A 20,791-nucleotide genomic window follows, 5' to 3' on the forward strand; every position below is an offset into this window, starting at 1 on the left:
TTGCATTGCATGATGTTTATCAGGGACTGTTTGTTATCGGTATTCTTACAATGATCATTTTATTATTTTTCCCAAAGGTAAGTCCAAAGCATGAATGATAGAAGGCTTGTCGTATTCTTGTTATGCGACAAGCCTTTTTTTGTACGATAGGAATGCATAAATTTTGGAAAGCAATTATAGGCCACATAGCATTGATGGTCAAAGTATAAGTAAAACGAACACATTCGGTAAAGGACGAGCGAATGCGAGTTTTTCTACCTAAAATGTCTGATAAACACTCGGACATTCAGATTCTAATGGTGTATAGAAACAGTGGCTCTTGAATCTGCCTGAATTCCATTGTCCGTACCATTGGGAAGGACAAGTTCCTGATGGCATAAAGAACCATAAAGCATTGCTTGCCGGGTGAAATCGATTGCCGTTAATTACTCTTCTGGCCAAATCGATTTCCTGCTGTCTCGCCCGCTGATAAAAATATCCTTTCTGTGTTGTTTCAAATCCACCAGGGTTTTGAAAGACCATTCGATTGATTGAATTGATGTCTTTAAAATCAAGACAACGTGCTTTTACACGATTCACGCCCACATTCCCAACCATTAACATTCCCAGCTTCCCATCACCTTCTGCTTCCGCACGTATCAACCTTGCCAAAAGTTTAACATCCGCTTCATTTGTTTTAATTACAGACACGGCAGATCCCCTCCTCGCCTATTTCCTATATATTCAAATCAAACAAAAAAAGTGCGATTTATAAAAGAAAGCACTTTCAGATTATGGTATAATGCAGTTAAGTACTTTACTTCAGGAGAGGAGTATGTTTCATGAGACTAACTAATATGATTCTTCACAATGAAATATTATTAATTCATGCAGACATTAATCAGACTGACTACATTTTTACGGTGAAATGGAAAACACCAGAAAATAAAAAAGGCGGGGAATGGGAATTAAAATCCTATTTAAATAATACAAACGGCAAGAAGGACTTAACAGAGGAACAGATTCAGGCATTCCTTGATCAGATTAACCCGAAGTGGGATTGGGAAGAAGAACAACGGCAAATAAAGCAAGTGCTGGATCAGGATTAAATTGAAAGTCCAGGAGATTGGAGCCAAGCGGTCTTCCTATCAAAACTCTTCTTCTCATGCTGACTTTTGATATAAGGAAGATAAAAAAAAGTCGCTTCAGGAGATCAAACTCTCTCGAAGCGATATTGATCAGCAGTTGAGAAAATATTATCTCTCACCCCAGCAAAACTCCCACATTAGTTCAACTGCTCGGCTGCAATTTGTTCAAACCATTGCAATTCTTTGTGTAAATTTACGACTTCACCAATCACAATCATTGAAGGGTTGCTGATTTCACTCATTTTTCCCTCAATATCCGCTAATGTCCCAACAATTGTCTTCTGGTGAGCGAATGTTCCCCAATGAATCATGGCAACAGGTGTATCAGGCTTCAAACCTGCATTTATTAAGTACTGTACAGTTCTTGGAAAATGTTTGACACCCATGTAAAAGCAAAGAGTGTCTACACCTTTAACTATATGCTCCCATTCTTCTTCTGAGCGGTTATCCGGATTGGAAGCATTGATAAAGCTGACAGAGCCACTGACACCTCGATGGGTTAACGGAATTCCTGCATAAGCTGCTGCACTGATCCCTGATGTGATCCCAGGCACAATTTCAAATGGGATATTCTCCGCCTTCAGCACTTGACCTTCTTCCCCGCCGCGGCCGAATATGAATGGGTCGCCGCCTTTTAATCTTGTCACAACTTTCCCTTGTTTGGCGTATTGCACAAGTAAACGGTGAATCTCCTCCTGAATCAAGCCATGCAATCTCGGCTTTTTCCCGCAAAAAATTAACTCGCAATCTTCTTTGGCATAATCCAGTAATTCGTTATTGATTAATCTGTCATATAAAATGACATCCGCTTCTTTAATTGCTCTTAGTCCTTTTAATGTGATCAATTCTTTATCTCCGGGACCTGCTCCTACGATGTATACTTTACTCATTTGCTTGCCATTCCCTTCTCGTTTGCTTCTGTATCTTCTTGTCGACTTTTACTTCATATTTTAACAGGACAAATGTAATCATGATCGTTAATATTAATATTACAACAGTGTAAAAAGATTGTTTGACAATCATTTCTGTCAGACTAAAGGCAATGACCAGGGAAATAACCGGTGAAGTTACCCATACTTTTACAATTTGATGGATTATCTTCTGCTTCCAGACACTTTGCCAGCTTTTTGTTGCACTAATACCTACAATAGCAGTTGTTGTTACTTGTGTCATTGGAATCGGAATACCGAAGAATGACGCAATAATTACCAGAAAACCTGTGGTACTTGAGATAACGACACCATTGGCAAGTGATAGGCTTGTAATCTTTTTGGCATTTGTTTCTAATACTTTTCCTCCAAAAAGGAAACTTCCCAATGCTACAATAACAGCAAACAACGGCAGCCCAACTTCCATTGACATAATATCTGCACCAACAAGCGGACCTAGAGCATTTGCCACATTGTTCATCCCTGCAGCAATCGCTTCAAAAAATCCTGTTAAAAGCAGCAATACCGCTAACCATTTATGAGATCGTTTCAGTTTAAACTTGTGCAGCCATTTTGTCCGTATTTTTTCAAACGAGAATGTGATCATAAATGCCGCAAAAGGAATGATAAGCCATAAACTGATGATATGAAGGATATTGGTCACATACAATTGCTGAAAGGATATCCCTACACCAACAATGGCGCCAACCGTTACTTCACTGGTAGACAATGGGATGCCGATATAATTTGTAATGAGCAGTGTTCCTCCAGCAACTAATAAGATGATTGCTGCAATCGGCACATCAATCAGCTCTTCTGAAATGATGCCTTTTCCCAGTGTATTCGTAACATGGTGTCCACCCCATAACGCACCGATGATCGCACCTAGACCTGCTAACAGCAAGGCTATTCTTCTTGATTTTACTACTTTCGCTCCATAAGCGACACCCATACTAGCTGCAGAACCGCTTGCACCAATATTAAAAGCAAATAAACACGCTGCTGATATTGCAATAATAACTAACATATTCATCCTACTTCCTGTAATAAAAATTAAACAATTGTGTGTAAAAAAATACTCCCGCTTTAGCAAAAAAAGCAGAAGTTTTACCTCCTTCTTATCTGCCAAGTAATGAACTTGCTGGAATTAGCACAGTGCATTTTGCCTGTTGCTGAGACTTCAATGGGCCAGCCCCTCCATCTCTCTTGATAAGAAATATTGTTACGGGATCGTATTCGGTATGAATAAAAATATTTTTTATATGATGATTTGTATTGAATATAATGGTAAATCCATCGCATGTCAATACTATAATTTCTTGATTTAACAGGCTTTTTTACCCTAAGCCCTTATATCCCATGCATTTACTTGGTTTTTTATCTTTTTAAAAATTTTTCTTGAAATTTATCATATTCAGTTGTAAGATATTAGGTACATTCAAAAAACTAAATATTCTGATTTACACTTATCCAGAGAGGTTTAGGGACTGGCCCGTTGACACCTCAGCAACCAGCATTCGATGCATGGTGCTAATTCCAGACGGTTTTATTACCAAAGATAAGGAGACTGTTAAACCTTAAACTTACAAGGCTTTCTTCTTATCAAAGAGGAAAGCCTTTTTTGTACGTTAGAAATTTTGAAGTTCTAAGTATAAGAAAAAGTTAAAAATTGATGATAAAGGAAGTGGGCATATTGAAACATATTGATACAATCTTAGCGAAAATCGGAAACGGCTCAGACCCGGCTACAGGCGCAGTAGAAGCACCAATCTATTTATCGACAGCTTATCAGCACAAATCAGTCGGACAATCAACTGGATATGATTACACAAGATCAAAAAACCCGACGAGAGATATTGTTGAAGAGACGATTGCAAAACTGGAGAACGGCACAAGAGGCTTTGCCTGTACATCCGGAATGGCGGCAATACAGCTGATTTTTTCTTTGTTTGAGAAAGATGATCAGATTATTGTGACAGAAGATGTCTATGGCGGCAGTTACCGGTTATTCGATCACTATCAGAAGGCTTATAATATAGAACCAGTTTATGTAACACCAGATAAAATAGAAGAAAATATTACAAGCCGGACGAAAGCCTTGTTTATTGAAACACCCACTAATCCATTATTAATAGAATTAGATATTAAAGAGATTGCAGCAATAGCTAAAAAACACGATCTGCTTTTTATTGTTGACAATACATTTTATACACCATACTTGCAGAAGCCGCTCGATGATGGTGCTGATATTGTGATCCACTCTGCCACAAAATATTTGGCCGGACATAATGATGTGCTGGCAGGATTAGTTGTGGCAAAAGGAGAAGAACTTTCAGAAAGGCTGTATTATCTTCACAACGCGATTGGTGCAGTGCTTTCACCATTTGACTGTACCCTGCTTATCCGCGGGATGAAGACACTTGGCTTACGCTTGGAGAAGCAACAGCAAAATGCTCAGGATCTGGCAGCATTTCTGGCAGACCATGAGCTGATAGCAGATGTCCTTTATCCTGGCAGAGGCGGGATGATGAGCTTCCGGGTGAAAGACAAAGAAATGGTTCCTGGATTTCTTTCCAGCCTTGAAACCATTATTTTTGCCGAGAGCCTTGGCGGTGTAGAGAGTTTTATTACCTATCCAACAACACAGACACATGCCGATATTCCTGAGGCAGAACGTGACCGTCGCGGTGTCTGTAAAAGGCTGTTACGTTTTTCAGTTGGAATTGAACATATTGAAGACTTAAAGAATGACATTAATCAGGCGTTAGTAAAAAGCAAGGAGGAAATCGTTCATGTCTAAACATCAACTAGATACAAAACTAATCCACGCAGGTGTGGAAAGAGGATATCAGGAAAGGAAAACAGGTGCGGTTAACCCTCCGATCTATGTTTCATCAACATACCATCAGGACCAGCTGCATTCATTCGGCCCTTTTGATTACAGCCGTTCCGGAAATCCAACAAGAGAGATAGTAGAAAAAACAATTGCCGAACTTGAAAATGGCATCGCCGGCTTTGCTTTTTCATCAGGAATGGCTGCAATATCTTCAGCCTTCCTGTTACTAGAGGCAGGCGATCATGTTGTTGTAACAAAAGATGTTTATGGCGGTACATTCCGCTTTGTAAGCCAACTATTAACACAGTTTTCAATCGATTACACATTTGTTGATATGACAAACAACGAAGAAATTGAGCAGGCAATCAGACCGAATACAAAAGTAATATATATCGAAACACCTGCTAATCCTTTACTTCAAGTGACAGATATTCGTAAAGTAGTAGAATTAGCAAAACAGAATGATGCTTTAACCTTTTTAGACAATACGTTTATGACACCACTTTACCAGAATCCGCTTGATTTAGGTGTCGATGTTGTCTTACATAGTGCAACAAAGTTTTTATCAGGTCATAGTGATATCATTGCAGGACTAGCTGTCACAAATGATGAGGAATTAGCAAATCGACTGAAGTTTGTCCAAAATACATTTGGCGCAATACTAGGTGCGCATGACAGCTACACATTGATTCAGGGGATGAAAACATTGGAAACAAGACTGACAAAATCCAGTCAATCAGCGGCAAAAATTGCTAGTTTCTTACATGAGCATCCTTCAGTGGAAAAAGTCTATTATCCAGGATTAGAAGATCATCCAGGACATGCTGTTCATGTCTCTCAATCTAGCAGCGGCGGCGCAGTCTTATCATTTTTGCTAGATGAAAAAATTGACTGCAATCAGTTTGTGCAAAGCATGAAGCTGCCAGTATTCGCTGTCAGCCTAGGTGCAGTTGAATCCATCTTGTCACACCCTGCGACAATGTCACATGCCGCAATGCCACCTGCCGAACGAAAAGAACGCGGCATTGAGGATCGCCTTTTCCGCTTATCTGTAGGAATCGAAAATCTGGACGATCTCCTGGAAGATCTAACACAGGCATTAGAACAATCGGTTGTTGTTGGGAATTAATTTTTATGATTGTTTGGAAAAGATCAAATCATGGTGTGGTCACACATCTGATTTGGTCTTTTTCTATGTTGGGAGGTTTCTTGGCTGCATTCCTGGTCTCGGGTCATTTGCTTTTGCAGCTATGTTTGTTTCTTGAATGCATAACTTGTCTTGACTATCTCACTTTTGCAGCTATGATTGCTTCTTGAATGCATAACTTGTCTTGACTCTCAGACTTTTGCAGGTATAAACGCTTCTTGGATGCATAACTCTTCTTGACTCTCCCACTTTTGCATGTATGAACGCTTCTTGGATGCATAACTCCTTTTGACTCCCCCACTTTTGCAGGTATGATCACTTCTTGGATGCATAACTCCTCTTGGCTCTCCCACTTTTGCAGTTATGATCACCACATGCCAGCAAAACACCTCCTGACTCTCTCACTTTAACAGCTAAGGCCATTTTTTAACTGCATAATATATCAAAAATCCCCACTATTCCAGGCATGCCCACAAAAACAAAAAAACTGCCCAGCCTTCCCCAGCCGGACAGTTCTCTATCTTATTTTATTTCATTGCAATTGCTTCTAACGCAATTTCCTTTTCTAATTCAATTGCACGTTTCATCTGATCTGTATGTGGATCATATTCTTCAGCTAAGTCGGCATCGGCATAGCCGTCAATCGCGACAATTGCTGCTGCACGGATACCTCTTATGCTTGCAATGGTGAATAATGAGGCAATCTCCATTTCAACAGCCAGGACGCCTGCTGCTTGATACTGGTTATGCGGAAAAACAATTGCTCCTTGATAAAATACATCTAATGTTAAAGTAATACCACTATAACTAGCAATAGAATAATCACGAGATTTTTCAATTAAACGATTGGTCAATGTAATATCAGCAACCGCTGGAAAGCCTTCTGGTACAATCTGACTGCTTAATCCATCCTGTCTAACTGCTGCTGTACTTATTACAAGACTCCCGGGCTCAATCTCTTTCTGATAAGAGCCTGCTGTTCCGACACGAATTAATTCTTTCACACCGCCTTGAATCAATTGTTCAAAACATACCGCAGCACCAGGAGAACCTACACCGTGACTTACTACACCAATATACTCTCCTTGGTAATGTCCAACGTATGTATGGTATTCACGGTTCTGTCCAAGTAATTTCGCGTCATCCAGATTTGCTGCAATTAATTTCGCTCTGTCTGGATCCCCACATACAATCACTTTTTCGGGTAAATCTTTAGAGTCCAGCTTTAAATTTGGTAAGAACATATTAATCAAACTCCTTCTTATGCCACTCATCATCAGGCATATATGCATCTTCTATTGAAAAGCGTTCCTCTTTAAATGGATCACCATAATTATGAAAATCATTTCGTTCCCAGAATCCTTGACGGTCTTCTTTCATAAATTCAATTCCGCGAATCCATTTTACACTTTTCCAGAAATACAAGTGTGGCACGATCAGACGGAATGGATAGCCATGTTTTGGTGTTAATGGTTTCCCATCATAGCTGTGGGCAATTAATATATCTTCTTTCAGTAAATCTTCTAAAGGTACATTGCTTTCATAATCATGATCACCATAAACCATCACATATTTTGCCGTGTCTTTTACATTGATTGCTTCTAAAAAGTCAGTAAATTTCACACCAGTAAAGGTATTATCAAATTTCGACCAGCGAGTAACACAATGAATGTCACGCACGATCGACGTCTGTGGCATTTTCATTAAATCATCATAAGTGAATACTGTTTCTTCTTCCACCTCGCCAAAAACGCGTAAATTCCAGTCTTTTAAATCATATTCCGGTACTTCTCCTTCATGAAGAATAGGAAACTTTTCCGTTAATGTTTGTCCTGGCGGTAATCGATCCCCATATTTCTCATTTCTTGGCGGTACTTTGGATTTTTTCAAACGATCTGCTTTTTTTGACATAGTGAGAACCTCCCCTGAATTTATCTTGAACTTCCTGCACTATTTTTCAGTGCACTTAATTGTGTTTTATCTTTAAAAATGAACATTGCCAAAATTGTTATTACATATGGCAGCATCAGTGTAAAGTTTGTTGGTACATTTAAACCTTGTAATCTGATACTGATTGCTTCCGTAAAACCGAACAACCCACTTGATAAGAACACACCGATCGGATTCGACTGACCAAGCATTGTTGCAACAAGGGCAATAAAACCACGGCCTGCTGTCATATTTTCACTGAACATTGTAACTTGTCCCAATGAAAGCTGTGCCCCTGCTAACGCACATAATACACCAGAAATCAGAACTGCCTGATACTGAATTCTTTTTACCTTTATCCCCTGGCTTTTCGCAGCAATCGGGTTAATGCCGACAGCATCAAAGTGTGAACCTGCAACACTTTTCTTGAAAAAGAAATACATTACGATTGTGCACAAAATCCCTAAATAAACAATGGGGGACTGGCCTGACAAAAGATTGCCGAGCAATGGAATCTGATCAATCACCGGAATCTCCCATGTAGGCAAGCCTTGCATTTCATTATTATAGTAAGCACCTTGAACGTCAAAAATGGTTCGCAATGCAAATGTGGTTATACCAATTGATAAAAAGTTGATCGCAATCCCTGTTACAATCATATTCGCTTGTAAGTTAATCGTCATATATGCATATAATGCAGAGAATATAGTTGTACCAATAACGGCAATCAGGATCGCCAGCCAGACATTATGTGTATAGGCATTTGCTGCAACCCCAAGAAATGCTCCCATAAGCATCAAACCATCTAACCCTACATTAAAGACACCAACACGTGAACAAATCGCACCACCTAATCCTGCCAATAGAAGAGGGGCCATCATCCGTAATGTCGAATTGATTAAAGATAAATCAAATAAACTCTCCATCTTATTTCCCCTCTTTCTTTCTCTGGTTTAGAAAATTCATCGTGAATTTTGCTGAAATAAATAAAATTAATACTGCCTGAATAATACCGGAAATAGAGTTTGGTACATCTGTATTTCTTTCTACTCCTAAAGATCCTGTATCAAGTGCCGCTAAGAAAATAGCAACAACCGTTGTCCCAATTGGATTGGAATTAGCTAAGAGAGCTGCCATTAAGCCTGTCCATGCAAACTGCGGATTGGATAATGCTCCTTCAATAAATCGGTAATGTATCCCAAGTACTTCCACACTTCCTGCAAGACCTGCAAGCATACCGCTGATTAATAGACTTGTAAACATTATCTTCTTCCGGTTAATCCCGCCATATTGAGCAAAGAAGACGTTTTGTCCTAACATTCTAACTTCATAGCCAAATGTAGTTCTTTTCATAATAAAAGCAATCACGATTGCAAGAATGATAGCAATAACAAACCCATAATGAAGGTTCATCCCTGTTAATAACTTTGGAAGACGGCTTGCCTCATCCACCATAACGGTTTGCGGAACACCACCGGCACTTGATGTGTCACGGAATGGCTCACTTACAAGATAACCAGCAAACAATACAGCTATATAGTTTAATAGCAATGTAGAGATTAGCAGATTGATCTGAAACCGCTGCTCCATCCATCCCGCTAAAAAGGAATAAAGGCCTGCAATTAACATCCCTGCTATGATGGAAATAACCATATTAAGCAAGCCTTGAAACGGCAAGTAAACTGTAACAATTGCGGTTGTAACAGCTCCCATGACAAGCTGTCCTTCTGCCCCTAAATTGAAAAATCCGGCACGAAAGGCAAAGGCAACACCTAAACCTGCTAGTATAATAGGAATAGCCCTTTCTAATGTATTGGTAAGAAAATAGAGATTACCAAACGCACCATCCCACATCTCCTGGTATGTGACAATAACAGACTCCCCTGACAGCATAATCGCTATAGTACCAACCAGAAGTCCGACAATGACTGCTAATAATGGTTGAATGAAAACAGTGGCATTTGTCTTCAGTTTATTCATTGTTACCACCTGCCATTAAAATACTTAATTTCTCTTCACTAGCATTTTGGTGATCAAACTCACCGACAATTTTCCCTTCATACATAACGAATACACGGTCGGACAATGCTAATATCTCGGACAACTCTGATGAGATAAGCAATACAGCATCACCATTATTTCGTTTTTCGATCAGTTGTTCATGAATAAATTCCATTGCACCAATGTCTACACCCCGTGTTGGCTCAGCTGCTAACAAAAACGGTGTATTTTTCTGTATTTCCCTTGCGGCGATCAGCTTCTGTAAGTTACCTCCAGACAGAAACTGTGCACTTGTATCTATAGAGGTTGTTTTTACATTAAACTTCTTAACACTTTCTGCAACATATCGGCGAATTTCTTTTAATTTTAATACACCAGCCTTTTGAAATGCCGGTTTTGCATAGTCTGTCATCATCATATTGTCTACAAGATTGGCTTCTTTCGCTGCACCCCATAAGTAGCGGTCTTCCGGTATATGAGACAACCCCTGGTCCCTTATCTGTTTAACCGATCGGTTTGTCATATCTGCACCATTTAATGTAACAGATCCTTTGTTAACTGGAGCTAAACCTGTTATTGCCTGAATAAGCTCAGATTGACCATTTCCTGAAACACCAGCTATCCCGACAATCTCTCCTTGCCGCACCTGAAGGGTAACATCATCAAGCAACGTTTTGCCGCTTTTTTTTGACGTCATCTCTATGTTTTTAATGGACAGTATTTCATTACCTTTTTCGATACTTGGCAATGGGTTATTTTTTAATTCTCTTCCAACCATTAAACGAGACAATTCTTCGGGATTGGTATCTTTCGTTGTTAAGGTTCCTGTTACTTTGCCATCACGTAAAACAGTCACACGGTCCGCGATTTCCATCACTTCATTTAGTTTGTGTGTGATTAAGATAATACTTTTGCCCATTTTTACTAATTCTCGTAAGCTCACTAGCAGTTCTTTCACCTCAAGTGGTGTTAACACAGCAGTTGGTTCATCAAGGATGATAACATCTGCGCCCTGGTATAACACTTTCAAAATTTCTACACGCTGCTGAATTCCGACTGGAGCGTCGCCTGCAATATCTAATGGATTTATTTTCATTCCGAATTTTTCTGCTAATTGAGCTACTTCATCCGCAGCTTTCTTGCGATCATATCGCCAGCCCTTTTTTGGTTCATGATGGAAGACAACATTCTCTGCGATCGTAAAAGGAGGAAAAAGCATAAAATGCTGGTGAACCATTCCGATCCCTAATTCTATTGCAATATTCGGATTGTCAATATTCTGTTTTTTTCCATTAATAAAAATATCGCCAGAGGTTGGTTTTTCCATCCCATAGAGCATGCGCATAAGCGTTGTTTTTCCTGCACCATTCTCGCCAACAATCGCATGTATCTCCTGCTTGTTTAATGAGAAACTCACCTGGTCATTTGCTTTAAAATCACCATATTTTTTTGTTATATCCTTTAGTTCTAACAACAATGGGAATACACCTTCTTTGCTTAAATAATAAGAAGTTAACGTTACATCTATGTAAAAAAGTCCAAAATTAAGTAAGAATGGGCTGCTTATAGGAAAGCAGCCCGTAGTTCTATTGATTTATTGTGCTAATGGATTAGTTACTGTTAATTCACCTGAAATAATCTGATCTTTTAATTCTGTTACTTTATCAATTGTTTCCTGACCAATAAAGTCACTTAACGGGGATTCTGATTCTGCTGTTACAAATGTTAGACCAACACCATCTTCAGCAACACCGAATGATTGTGTTCCTGTTTCAAAATTACCTTCCCCATATTCTTTTACAAAGTCATATGCTACAACATCTGTATTTTTTAATTGAGATAATACAATGTGTTCCGGGTCATCAGTTGTTCTGTCAATATCTTGTCCTGACGTGTAGAAACCTTCTTCTTTTGCTGCTTCGAATACACCTAAATCACTAACAGCAGATGCTGCAGCGATAAAATCAGCACCATTTGCATTTTGCTGCAGTGCAATTTCCTTCGCTTTGGCTGGATCTGCAAAACTTCCTACATAGCTTGAAAGAACTTCTGCCTCACTATTTACATGCGCGACACCTTCTTCAAAGCCTGATTTATATTTATTGATTTGCGGTACATCCATTGCCAGGACAATACCAATTTTATTTGTTTCTGTTGAAAGCCCTGCTGCTGCACCTAATAAAAAGCTTGCTTCATATTCGCGGAATTCCGCACTTTTTACATTTGGTAAATCTACTACTGCATCAATAATCGCAAAATCCTGTTCAGGGTTTTGTTCTGCAACACGTGTTAAAGCATCTACTGCATCAAATGTTGCTGTTAAAATTAAATCATAGTCTTCTGCTACGGCTACTTGAAGATTTTGTTCAATTTCTGTCGGATCTGAAGACTCAATTACATTTACTTCTAAACCAGCTTCATCTGCTGCTTTCGTAGCACCATCAGAGATTTGCTGAAAAAAAGGGTTTACCCCGATTTTATCTGTTAATACGACTGCAACTCTTTTTGCATCTTCACTTGAATTCCCACTATTGCCTGACTCATCAGCTGCATCACTGTCATTACTAGTTCCACATGCTGCTAACAGTACGACAAGGACAGCAGACAATAACCATAATAACCTTCTCTTCATTTTGATAGTCCCCCTAATTTTCCTCTAAGCTTTTGGCGTTCTTGCATAACGTGATTATAATGAACAATGTACAGAAAATCAATCTTTTTTCGACAAATTCTGAAAATTTAAAATTCCACTGACCTGTAATCATATGGATCGATTTGTTTTAACATTTGCAGCTGTTTTGCTGTCGGCTCTTTCGTGTACCGTACCTCATCATAAATCAGTTCGAAGCCTGTTTGCTTCTGCACTTCTTCTAATGTTGTATGCGGGTGAATCGAATCAAGCTGCAGTTTTCCATTTTTGAAAACAAATACACATAATGGTGTCACAATTTTCCATAAGTTCCCTCTTGTTGTTACAAATTCAACTTGTTCAACAAACGTTCGAGGATCATGCTTTGTCCGCCAGATGATCGCTTTTTTGGCAGTCGGGATCAAAACAGCACTCCCTGCCCCGCCTGGTAAACGAACTTTTGGCTTATGATAATCACCTATCACCGATGCATTCACATTTCCGTTAATATCAAACTGAATTCCACCTAAAAAGGCGACGTCCAGTTTGCCGCGCATCGACAGATCAAAAATCTGATCAAGCGGGAAATAGGATTCTCCTGCTTCCACTAAATCTGAACCAGCAGAAGAATAGGAGGATTGCTTAACAGAACTTGGATTCACACCACCCGGAATGTTTAAATGCACGAGATTTGGTGCATGTAATTTTCTTGCCAGATGCATTGCTACCATCGGCATTTGCGAGGATACACCATGAAAAACTGTCTCTCCGTCCTTGAGCATATCTGCAATTGTACATGTCATTAAATCACTGATCCGATAATTTACCATGTTCTGTTCCTCCTCTCATGCTGATAATCTTTTTTATCATACTTTCTGACAAACTCTATAATTTCCTGTTTCTCTTTTAAGCCGATAAATTCTCGTAATGCTTTTTCATCCACATCATATTTTTTATAACAAGAAGCAGGTGCTGCTCCGCCCGGAACATGAACAACGGCATCAACCAAAAATGCCGGAATATCGATCTTCTCTTTGTTTTGTTTGATTCGAAAAGGTGAAACGACCTGTTCTGTTGTAATAATCACACGATCTGCTGCCCGGGACATTAAGACATCCTCGAATTTCGGTCCATCTATGATCGCATTTCCTTCTTCATCACATTCCTGTACATGAATGACGGCAACATCCGGAAAAATGGTGCGGACTAATGTAACAGGTTCCCCTGTAAATGGATCTTCCACGACAACAAAATAGTCATTATGTTCAAGCAGATCCCCATATTTCAAGCCACTGACAGGCATAAACGGAACATTTGCTGATGCACCCCTTAATGCACTGATTACAGTGTAGCAAGCATGTTCATTTGCTTTGACCTCACCTGTCTGAACAGCCTTGCGGTAATGTGGCGGCAGCCCGTAAACTGTCTCATAGCTTACAAACCCAGCATCCACTGTACCAACTGCTCCAACTGCACATAACAGATCAATATCATGTGCTCCGGCAGTTTTTACAAGTCTCAATTCCTTTTTCTCTTGTCTGGCAAGTTCTCTGACAAATGCCATCGGTGCACGGTGCAAAACATTCCCGCCCAGTGCAACGGTTGATTGATTCGAAATCGTTCCTGCTGCTTCTTTCAATGATTGTAATTTATACAATATCTTCACCTCCAGCTGGCCTTTCTATTTTACTGCAGTGCTCGCAATATGTACGGCATCCCAAACGCCTGCAAATGGCGGTGCGTAACATAAGTCTGTCATTCCCAGTTCATCTGCCGGCATATTGTTCTGAATGGCGATGGCAAACATATCGATCCGCATTACTGCTCCAGATTCGCCGATTGCTTGTGCTCCCAATATACGCTTTGTCCGCTTTTCGCAAACAATTTTTATCCATAAAGGTTTTTGCCCAGGATAATAACCAGGATGATTCGCTGCTTTGACAAATTCTGTTGTATAATCAATCGCTAAGTCTTTTGCTTCCTGTTCGGAAAGCCCTGTTCTTGCTAATTCAAGATCAATAATCTTCACTGCAGCACTGCCTAATGTGCCAATATATTTGTGATGTGAGCCAGCTATATTCTCACCAGCGATACGGCCGCATTTATTCGCATTCGTTCCAAGCGGCAAATAAGTATTTTCTTGTTTAACATAATGATAGACTTCTGCACAATCACCTGCTGCATAAATATCTTCCACCGTTGTACGCATTTCACGGTCAATCACAATTGCTCCATTATCAGCAAGCTTTATATCTGTACCCTGCAGGAACTTCGTTGCAGGCTTCACACCAATCGACATAATCACTAAATCAGCCTCATAATCTGATTTATCAGTAATCACTTTCTGAACAGATCCATTTCCAGAAAAACCTTTTACACTTTCATTCAAATGAAGATCGACCTGCTTTTCTTTCAAATGTGTTGTTGCGATTTCGGTTAATTCGTGGTCAAACGGTGTTAAAATTCGATCAGCCTGCTCGATAATCCGAACATTCTTGCCTAATGTGTGCATGGCTTCAGCAAGCTCTATTCCGATATAGCCGCCTCCGACGATAACAACATTGCGGATATTCTGGTTTATGATTTTTTCTTTTAAAATAATGCCATCTTCCATTGTTTTCAGTACATGAATATTATCAAGCTCGAGCCCATCAAATGGCGGAACGATTGGTACAGTACCTGTTGCGATCATTAACTTGTCATATTGATCGATAAACAGCTGGCCTGAATTACTGTTTCTGACCATCACCTGTTTTCGCTCTGGAGCTACTTTGACAACTTCGTGACATGTTTTCACTTCAATGCCACGTTCCTGGAACTCTTCCTTTGTACGGGCAATCATTTTGGTATGGTCATTATTTTCCCCTGAGACATAATAAGGGAGACCACATGCACCATAAGACACATAGTCACCCTTCTCATATACGATAATTTCTGCCTCAGGATTTACTCTTTTTAATTTGGAAGCAGCAGACATTCCTGCTGCTACTCCGCCAATTACGATTAGTTTCATGACAGATGTCTCCTATTCGTAAAATCTGTTTTTTTAGAATTTTGGCTCCTGATCAACGATTCCTACAACAATCGCGTCTAATGGTGCGCTCTGAGGCAAGGCATGCTGAACTGCACTGCCAAAGCTGACTAGTACAAGTTCACCTTCCCCGGCACCGATCGTATCAGCTGCTACAAACCATTCTTTATTCTCTCCATTGTAAGGTTCTATTACTAATAACTTATATCCTTGCAATGTATCATATTTTCTTGTAGAGATTACTCTGCTTACAACTTTTCCAATTACCATAAAATAAACCTCCATAACTGGATAAGGTTTACTTGATCAATTTTAAGTATTCCTGACCCTTAATTCCAAATGCATTCGCATCATCTGTATCAATATGCATATCCAACGCATAACGATCACTGACTCTTATTGTAACACCATACATCAGTCCGCCTTTTTCCCCGTCAACTTCTACCTTTACTTTTTGATGATCGTTCACACCGAATTTATCAGCATCAGCCGGTGACATGTGGATATGACGATCTGCGATAATACAGCCTTCCGTCAAATCCAATTGCCCTCTCGGCCCGACTACCGTTATCGTTGCAGATCCTTTCAGGTCACCAGAATGTCTGACAGGCGGGTTGACACCTAATTTAATGGCATCTGTTTTGGATACTTCAATTTGTGTCTGCTTTCTTAGTGGTGCGACAACACGAATTCGTTCCATCTTTGATTTTGGCCCGATAATCGTCACCTGCTCGACACATGAGTACTGCCCCGGCTGTGAAATATCACGGTGTTTGGTAAATGTATAATTTTTGCCAAAAAGTATATCAGCATGCTCTTGTTGTAAATGTATATGTCTTGCAGAAACACTGACTGGTACGAATTGATCCTTTTCCTGTACCAGTTCAATGTTATGTGCTTTTATCTCGTCCATGACAGCATCACGGATGGCGCGGTAAATTGTCTCGTTTCCTTCGACTGTCATCTACTATCATCCTTTATTGGAAGTCAGGTAAAAGTTTTGCGATATCGCCATGTGGTCTTGGGATAACATGTACTGCTACTACTTCACCTACGCGGCCTGCTGCTTCTGCTCCTACTTCTGTTGCGGCTTTTACTGCACCTACGTCTCCTTTGATGATCACTGATACGAGGCCTGAACCGATTTTTTCGCTTCCTGCTATTTCTACGTTTGCTGCTTTTAACATTGCATCAGCTGCTTCAATTGCCGCTGTAAGTCCTCTTGTTTCGATAATCCCTAATGAATCACTCATTGGTATTCCTCCTTGGAAAATATAAGTATTTTAAATAAAATGAGCAAGTTGATTTCCGTTGCGGACAGTCGCTTTCCGCGGGCAACACTTCAACTTCCTCGAAAGCAAAGAACGCTTCCTGCGGGATTTTTAGTTGTTGCTTTTCCCGCAGGAGTCAACTGTCCTCCACTCCAATCAACCATCATATATAGTGCACTTTCTCTATTATACTTCTAACCAGCGGAGGAAATATACGAAGACTCTCCTGCGGTCCCCGCGGAAAGCGAAGTATATTTCCGTAGCGGTATTAAGACAATTTCAATAATTTGTTTACATCACTATGTGGTCTTGGGATGACGTGAACTGCTACTACTTCGCCTACGCGGCCTGCTGCTTCTGCTCCTACTTCTGTTGCGGCTTTGACTGCGCCTACGTCTCCTTTGATGATGACAGATACGAGGCCTGAGCCGATTTTCTCGCTTCCTACTACTTCCACGTTTGCTGCTTTTAACATTGCGTCTGCTGCTTCAATTGATGCTGTTAGTCCTCTTGTTTCGATAATACCTAATGATTCATTCATGGTTATTATCCTCCTCTAATGGTTTTTCTTCTATTTTTTTGGTTGTTTTGGCTCGTGGTTTAATTTGCTTTTTGACAGTTTTCTTAGCTTCTGGTACGACAAATCGCATGATCTCTTCATGCGGATTTGTAATCATCACCGCATTTTTCAATGGACTGTCCTGCTTCATTTCATTCACTCGCTTCGCTGTCTCGACAGCTAATGAAACGTCAGATATGGAACCGCCAACGATGATGGATACAAGTTTTCCACCTAATTGGTTCTGGCTTGATAGAAATTCCACTGCAGCTGTTTTGCTGACTTGATCTAACATTTCCATCGCTACAGCAAAATATTTTGTTTCAATAACACCGATCGCTTCATATTTTTTCATCCATTGTCACCTGCTTTCGGGATCAGCTTGCCATACAGCCCTTCATCTGGTCTTGGTATACTTTTGACTGCGACAACTTGTCCATGACGATAAGCTGCTTCTTCTCCAGCTTCCAAAGCTGCTTGGACTGATGCTAAATCGCCCTGTATCATAATGGTGATCCAGCCTGATCCCGTCTTTTCTAAATGAACAACCTCAACAAATGCGTGCTTGCACATTGCATCAATCGTCGTTGTCGCTGTTACTAAGCCTTCTACTTCTACTATTCCTAACGATTGATTCATCGTTTATTCCCCTTGCCTGTCATTATGGTAACTTTACTTTACCGATCGATAATAACTTCTCTAAACCTGGTGCCTGGTGGCTGATTAACCTTGTCACAACTTCTTCATCAGCAATGTACTTACATGCTTCCGCTCTGGCTACATCCAATGCAATCCTCACATCAGAAACATTCCCAGTAAATTTGACCTGAATGACAACAGGGATACTGGCATTGTCACCTGATGCTGGATTATTGCAATCCATTGCTTCAATATGCACATCTGCCGCTTTACAGGCCTGGTTCATTGCTGCAAGTGCCACACTGTAACCAAGCACTTCCAATAGTCCGACTGCTTTCGCCATTCCGGTTCACCTACCCTTTTATATTAAAACCGCCACTAGCGATTACAGTTCTGCGTTGTCTAGTATATGTTCTTGCTGAAGTGACACCTTCACCTGTTGGTCCTGCAATTGTCATTGTTGTAAAGCCTTCTCCTCTGAAACCAACACCAGACAACGAAGAACCATTATTAACAAAAATCGTTGTACCAATCGCGCGGGCAAATCTGGTCACATTGCCGATATGATTGGAATGCATCACAGCAGTATGTCTGTTGCCATGCTCAGCATCCACAGCTTTTTCAATTGCTTCATCAATCGACTGGACACGAACAATCGGCAAGATTGGCATAAGCTGCTCCAATTGAACATAAGGATGGTTTGCATCTACTTCACATAATAACAGTTTTGTCTGCACATTCTGCACACCAATGTTTTCCAGAATCAGGGAAGCATCTTTTCCTACCCAGTTCTTTGAAACAAGGTAATCTCTTGCCATATAGGAACACCCGCCAGGCACGCCTTCTTTATTCTCTTTCAGCGTAAGCTGCATTGCCTGTTCCACTTGGCGATGATCCAGCATATAAGCACCTTCTGCTAATAGTTCAAAAATGAGATCATCAGCAACCTGATCTAAAACAAACACTTCTTTCTCTGCAATACAAAGCAAATTATTATCAAAAGATGCCCCTTCCATAATATCCTTTGCTGCTTGTTTTAAATCTGCCGTTTCATCAACGATTACCGGGGGATTTCCTGCACCTGCTCCAACCGCTTTTTTCCCTGATTTGAGCAAGCTCTTAACCATCCCAGGTCCGCCTGTTCCAACAAGCAGTTTTACATGCTTGTTATTGGCAATTTCCTGGACAGATTCGATTGTTGGTTCTTTTACCATTGTGATCAGATTAGCAGGTCCTCCCGCCTTGACGATCGTTTGATTTAACAGTTGTACCATCTCTGTTGAAATACGTTTTGCTGATGGATGGACATTGAAGACAACTGAATTTCCTGCTGCAATCATTCCAATTCCATTATTCACAATCGTATCTACAGGGTTTGTGACAGGGGTCACTGCTCCAATCACCCCGAAAGGAGTTTGCTCAACAAATGTTAAGCCATCATCTCCTGTAAATGTTTCTGTCTGTAAAATTTCTGTCCCTGGTGTTTTTTCAACCGTCAGGCTCAGTTTGGCTACTTTATCATTGTAGTTGCCAAGTTTTGTTTCCTCTAGTGTTGCTTTCGCAAAATAATCGACTTTCTCTAAAACTGCTTTACGGATCGCTTCAATAATGCTGTTCCGGTCCTCCAGTTTATAATCCTGGTGCCATTCCTTTTGTGCCAAGGATGCTGCTTCAATTGCATCATCAACATTTTCAAAAACACCATCCTGATTAGAACTACTTGTTTGACGATAAGACACAGATTGAGGAGACAATTGTTTCATCTTCACTGGTTGTGGTGAATGGCTTGCCGGCTGACGGTTTTCAATAGCTGCCTCCACATTTTTCAATACCGAATCTACTATTGTTTGAATATCTTTTTCATTAAGTTGCATCTACAGTGCTCCTCCTTTCTGCAGTTGTTCAATCACACGCTTGGTTACTTTTTCGACGATTTCCTGAATAACTGCCTCTTTATCCGGTTCTTGCTGTACTTGCTGCTGTGGAAGATCACATGGTGGAACTCCGCCTGTTTTTATTCCCATATTATTTCTGATATCAATTAAATCAGAAATCTGATTACAATTCAGTTCATTTGCTTTATTCAATATATTGGTCGAATAGGTTAACATTAATGCGTAATGCTCCAATGATTCCATGCGGTAATATGCTTCAATCAGATCTCTTCCCCATGTTAATGCCCCATGATTTGCCAGCAAGACCGCATGATGGTCTTTAATTAATGGTGTAATAGAATCAGGCACTTCTTCTGTCCCTGGTGTTGCATATGGTGCAACGGGGATTCTTCCCAGCAAAACGACCGCTTCAGGTGAAACAGGTTTTTCCAGGTTGATTCCGGCAATTGCATAAGATGTGGCAACAGGCGGGTGGGCATGTACAACCGCATTCGTTTCTTCACTTTCCTGATAGACACGCAAATGCATCTTCACTTCTGAAGACGGCTTTCGATTACCTGCCAATACTTTACCGTCTAAATTCATCTTCACCATCATATCCGGCGTCATAAAACCTTTGCTTACACCTGTTGGCGTTGTCCAGATCGTATCTGGTCCTACTCTTACCGAAATATTCCCATCATTTGCTGCAACGAAATTCTTCTGATAGACCCGCTTACCGATATCGCAAATTAATTTCTTTGCTTCAAAATCGCTATAATATTTTTTCTGGTACATTAGCTTGCACCTCCTTTAGTC

At 40.3% G+C, this 20,791-nt stretch carries 24 protein-coding genes and 2 riboswitches; of the genes, 3 read left to right on the forward strand and 21 right to left on the reverse strand.

What is annotated here, in order from left to right:
- Positions 1-258 precede the first annotated feature (258 nt).
- Positions 259-690: a cell wall hydrolase gene (locus F9U64_RS00225; protein WP_153400769.1), complete on the reverse strand. Its 432-nt coding sequence runs from the start codon at positions 688-690 to the stop codon at positions 259-261.
- 131 nt (positions 691-821) lie between these two features.
- On the opposite strand from F9U64_RS00225, the gene F9U64_RS00230 reads away from it, so the two are divergent.
- A complete protein-coding gene (locus F9U64_RS00230; protein ID WP_153400770.1) occupies positions 822-1,088 on the forward strand; it encodes a hypothetical protein in 267 nt (88 codons plus the stop codon).
- 176 nt (positions 1,089-1,264) lie between these two features.
- Here the strand turns inward: F9U64_RS00230 and cobA are convergent, their stop codons facing one another.
- Positions 1,265-2,017 (reverse strand): uroporphyrinogen-III C-methyltransferase, encoded by a 753-nt coding sequence (cobA, locus tag F9U64_RS00235; protein WP_153400771.1) that lies wholly within the window; start codon positions 2,015-2,017, stop codon positions 1,265-1,267.
- On the reverse strand, positions 2,010-3,089 hold the full coding sequence (locus F9U64_RS00240) for an inorganic phosphate transporter (protein WP_153400772.1): 1,080 nt from the start codon (positions 3,087-3,089) through the stop codon (positions 2,010-2,012). The genes cobA and F9U64_RS00240 overlap by 8 nt, the downstream gene beginning before the upstream one ends.
- Before the next feature lie 82 nt (positions 3,090-3,171).
- Positions 3,172-3,272: riboswitch (SAM riboswitch) on the reverse strand.
- Positions 3,273-3,519: 247 nt separating this feature from the next.
- A riboswitch (SAM riboswitch) is annotated at positions 3,520-3,621 on the forward strand.
- Positions 3,622-3,728: 107 nt separating this feature from the next.
- On the opposite strand from F9U64_RS00240, the gene F9U64_RS00245 reads away from it, so the two are divergent.
- The gene (locus F9U64_RS00245) at positions 3,729-4,856 is read left to right on the forward strand and encodes a methionine biosynthesis PLP-dependent protein (RefSeq protein ID WP_194287232.1); all 1,128 of its coding nucleotides are present in this window, start codon (positions 3,729-3,731) and stop codon (positions 4,854-4,856) included.
- Complete coding sequence (locus tag F9U64_RS00250) at positions 4,849-6,021, forward strand: aminotransferase class V-fold PLP-dependent enzyme (RefSeq protein WP_153400774.1); 1,173 nt, start codon at positions 4,849-4,851, stop codon at positions 6,019-6,021. Before F9U64_RS00245 ends, F9U64_RS00250 begins: the two co-directional genes overlap by 8 nt.
- Before the next feature lie 545 nt (positions 6,022-6,566).
- Here the strand turns inward: F9U64_RS00250 and F9U64_RS00255 are convergent.
- The 18 genes from F9U64_RS00255 to F9U64_RS00340 all read right to left on the reverse strand — a co-directional run bounded on the left by F9U64_RS00255 (position 6,567) and on the right by F9U64_RS00340 (position 20,770).
- Positions 6,567-7,283, reverse strand: a complete 717-nt coding sequence (locus tag F9U64_RS00255; protein WP_153400775.1) for a nucleoside phosphorylase — start codon at positions 7,281-7,283, stop codon at positions 6,567-6,569.
- A 1-nt stretch (position 7,284) separates the two neighbouring features.
- Positions 7,285-7,950 (reverse strand): sulfite oxidase-like oxidoreductase, encoded by a 666-nt coding sequence (locus F9U64_RS00260; RefSeq protein ID WP_153400776.1) that lies wholly within the window; start codon positions 7,948-7,950, stop codon positions 7,285-7,287.
- A 20-nt stretch (positions 7,951-7,970) separates the two neighbouring features.
- Positions 7,971-8,894 (reverse strand): ABC transporter permease, encoded by a 924-nt coding sequence (locus F9U64_RS00265; RefSeq protein ID WP_153400777.1) that lies wholly within the window; start codon positions 8,892-8,894, stop codon positions 7,971-7,973.
- A 1-nt stretch (position 8,895) separates the two neighbouring features.
- Complete coding sequence (locus tag F9U64_RS00270) at positions 8,896-9,948, reverse strand: ABC transporter permease (protein ID WP_153400778.1); 1,053 nt, start codon at positions 9,946-9,948, stop codon at positions 8,896-8,898.
- The gene (locus F9U64_RS00275; protein WP_153400779.1) at positions 9,941-11,446 is read right to left on the reverse strand and encodes an ABC transporter ATP-binding protein; all 1,506 of its coding nucleotides are present in this window, start codon (positions 11,444-11,446) and stop codon (positions 9,941-9,943) included. Before F9U64_RS00275 ends, F9U64_RS00270 begins: the two co-directional genes overlap by 8 nt.
- A gap of 117 nt (positions 11,447-11,563) precedes the next feature.
- Positions 11,564-12,601, reverse strand: a complete 1,038-nt coding sequence (locus F9U64_RS00280; protein WP_153400780.1) for a BMP family lipoprotein — start codon at positions 12,599-12,601, stop codon at positions 11,564-11,566.
- 107 nt (positions 12,602-12,708) lie between these two features.
- Positions 12,709-13,428 (reverse strand): CoA-transferase subunit beta, encoded by a 720-nt coding sequence (locus tag F9U64_RS00285; RefSeq protein WP_153400781.1) that lies wholly within the window; start codon positions 13,426-13,428, stop codon positions 12,709-12,711.
- Positions 13,422-14,255, reverse strand: coding sequence for a CoA transferase subunit A (locus F9U64_RS00290; protein WP_153400782.1), 834 nt, complete (start codon positions 14,253-14,255; stop codon positions 13,422-13,424). The genes F9U64_RS00285 and F9U64_RS00290 overlap by 7 nt, the downstream gene beginning before the upstream one ends.
- Positions 14,256-14,279: 24 nt before the next feature.
- Positions 14,280-15,611 carry a CoA-disulfide reductase gene (locus tag F9U64_RS00295; RefSeq protein WP_153400783.1) on the reverse strand — a complete coding sequence of 444 codons (1,332 nt, stop codon included), beginning with the start codon at positions 15,609-15,611 and terminating at the stop codon, positions 14,280-14,282.
- A 33-nt stretch (positions 15,612-15,644) separates the two neighbouring features.
- On the reverse strand, positions 15,645-15,899 hold the full coding sequence (locus tag F9U64_RS00300) for a EutN/CcmL family microcompartment protein (RefSeq protein ID WP_153400784.1): 255 nt from the start codon (positions 15,897-15,899) through the stop codon (positions 15,645-15,647).
- 28 nt (positions 15,900-15,927) lie between these two features.
- Positions 15,928-16,593, reverse strand: coding sequence for a phosphate propanoyltransferase (pduL, locus tag F9U64_RS00305; protein WP_194287233.1), 666 nt, complete (start codon positions 16,591-16,593; stop codon positions 15,928-15,930).
- A 13-nt stretch (positions 16,594-16,606) separates the two neighbouring features.
- On the reverse strand, positions 16,607-16,882 hold the full coding sequence (locus F9U64_RS00310) for a BMC domain-containing protein (protein ID WP_153400785.1): 276 nt from the start codon (positions 16,880-16,882) through the stop codon (positions 16,607-16,609).
- Between the two features lie 286 nt (positions 16,883-17,168).
- Positions 17,169-17,441 carry a BMC domain-containing protein gene (locus F9U64_RS00315; protein WP_153400786.1) on the reverse strand — a complete coding sequence of 91 codons (273 nt, stop codon included), beginning with the start codon at positions 17,439-17,441 and terminating at the stop codon, positions 17,169-17,171.
- Positions 17,434-17,814: a BMC domain-containing protein gene (locus tag F9U64_RS00320; RefSeq protein ID WP_153400787.1), complete on the reverse strand. Its 381-nt coding sequence runs from the start codon at positions 17,812-17,814 to the stop codon at positions 17,434-17,436. The genes F9U64_RS00315 and F9U64_RS00320 overlap by 8 nt, the downstream gene beginning before the upstream one ends.
- Positions 17,811-18,098, reverse strand: coding sequence for a BMC domain-containing protein (locus F9U64_RS00325; protein WP_153400788.1), 288 nt, complete (start codon positions 18,096-18,098; stop codon positions 17,811-17,813). The genes F9U64_RS00320 and F9U64_RS00325 overlap by 4 nt, the downstream gene beginning before the upstream one ends.
- Positions 18,099-18,120: 22 nt before the next feature.
- A complete protein-coding gene (locus tag F9U64_RS00330; protein ID WP_153400789.1) occupies positions 18,121-18,441 on the reverse strand; it encodes a BMC domain-containing protein in 321 nt (106 codons plus the stop codon).
- 10 nt (positions 18,442-18,451) lie between these two features.
- Positions 18,452-19,972, reverse strand: a complete 1,521-nt coding sequence (locus tag F9U64_RS00335) for an aldehyde dehydrogenase family protein (RefSeq protein ID WP_153400790.1) — start codon at positions 19,970-19,972, stop codon at positions 18,452-18,454.
- Complete coding sequence (locus tag F9U64_RS00340) at positions 19,973-20,770, reverse strand: class II aldolase/adducin family protein (protein ID WP_153400791.1); 798 nt, start codon at positions 20,768-20,770, stop codon at positions 19,973-19,975.
- Positions 20,771-20,791: the final 21 nt, after the last annotated feature.

Source organism: Gracilibacillus oryzae (genome assembly GCF_009498735.1).
Lineage (GTDB): Bacteria > Bacillota > Bacilli > Bacillales > Amphibacillaceae > Gracilibacillus > Gracilibacillus oryzae.

Coding starts and splice junctions, on each gene's coding strand:
- F9U64_RS00230 (WP_153400770.1), top strand. CDS start 822: ATGAGACTAACTAATATGATTCTTCACAATGAAATATTATTAATTCAT.
- cobA (WP_153400771.1), bottom strand. CDS start 2,017: ATGAGTAAAGTATACATCGTAGGAGCAGGTCCCGGAGATAAAGAATTG.
- F9U64_RS00240 (WP_153400772.1), bottom strand. CDS start 3,089: ATGAATATGTTAGTTATTATTGCAATATCAGCAGCGTGTTTATTTGCT.
- F9U64_RS00245 (WP_194287232.1), top strand. CDS start 3,729: ATGATAAAGGAAGTGGGCATATTGAAACATATTGATACAATCTTAGCG.
- F9U64_RS00250 (WP_153400774.1), top strand. CDS start 4,849: ATGTCTAAACATCAACTAGATACAAAACTAATCCACGCAGGTGTGGAA.
- F9U64_RS00255 (WP_153400775.1), bottom strand. CDS start 7,283: ATGTTCTTACCAAATTTAAAGCTGGACTCTAAAGATTTACCCGAAAAA.
- F9U64_RS00260 (WP_153400776.1), bottom strand. CDS start 7,950: ATGTCAAAAAAAGCAGATCGTTTGAAAAAATCCAAAGTACCGCCAAGA.
- F9U64_RS00265 (WP_153400777.1), bottom strand. CDS start 8,894: ATGGAGAGTTTATTTGATTTATCTTTAATCAATTCGACATTACGGATG.
- F9U64_RS00270 (WP_153400778.1), bottom strand. CDS start 9,948: ATGAATAAACTGAAGACAAATGCCACTGTTTTCATTCAACCATTATTA.
- F9U64_RS00280 (WP_153400780.1), bottom strand. CDS start 12,601: ATGAAGAGAAGGTTATTATGGTTATTGTCTGCTGTCCTTGTCGTACTG.
- F9U64_RS00285 (WP_153400781.1), bottom strand. CDS start 13,428: ATGGTAAATTATCGGATCAGTGATTTAATGACATGTACAATTGCAGAT.
- F9U64_RS00295 (WP_153400783.1), bottom strand. CDS start 15,611: ATGAAACTAATCGTAATTGGCGGAGTAGCAGCAGGAATGTCTGCTGCT.
- F9U64_RS00300 (WP_153400784.1), bottom strand. CDS start 15,899: ATGGTAATTGGAAAAGTTGTAAGCAGAGTAATCTCTACAAGAAAATAT.
- pduL (WP_194287233.1), bottom strand. CDS start 16,593: ATGACAGTCGAAGGAAACGAGACAATTTACCGCGCCATCCGTGATGCT.
- F9U64_RS00310 (WP_153400785.1), bottom strand. CDS start 16,882: ATGAGTGATTCATTAGGGATTATCGAAACAAGAGGACTTACAGCGGCA.
- F9U64_RS00315 (WP_153400786.1), bottom strand. CDS start 17,441: ATGAATGAATCATTAGGTATTATCGAAACAAGAGGACTAACAGCATCA.
- F9U64_RS00320 (WP_153400787.1), bottom strand. CDS start 17,814: ATGAAAAAATATGAAGCGATCGGTGTTATTGAAACAAAATATTTTGCT.
- F9U64_RS00325 (WP_153400788.1), bottom strand. CDS start 18,098: ATGAATCAATCGTTAGGAATAGTAGAAGTAGAAGGCTTAGTAACAGCG.
- F9U64_RS00330 (WP_153400789.1), bottom strand. CDS start 18,441: ATGGCGAAAGCAGTCGGACTATTGGAAGTGCTTGGTTACAGTGTGGCA.
- F9U64_RS00335 (WP_153400790.1), bottom strand. CDS start 19,972: ATGCAACTTAATGAAAAAGATATTCAAACAATAGTAGATTCGGTATTG.
- F9U64_RS00340 (WP_153400791.1), bottom strand. CDS start 20,770: ATGTACCAGAAAAAATATTATAGCGATTTTGAAGCAAAGAAATTAATT.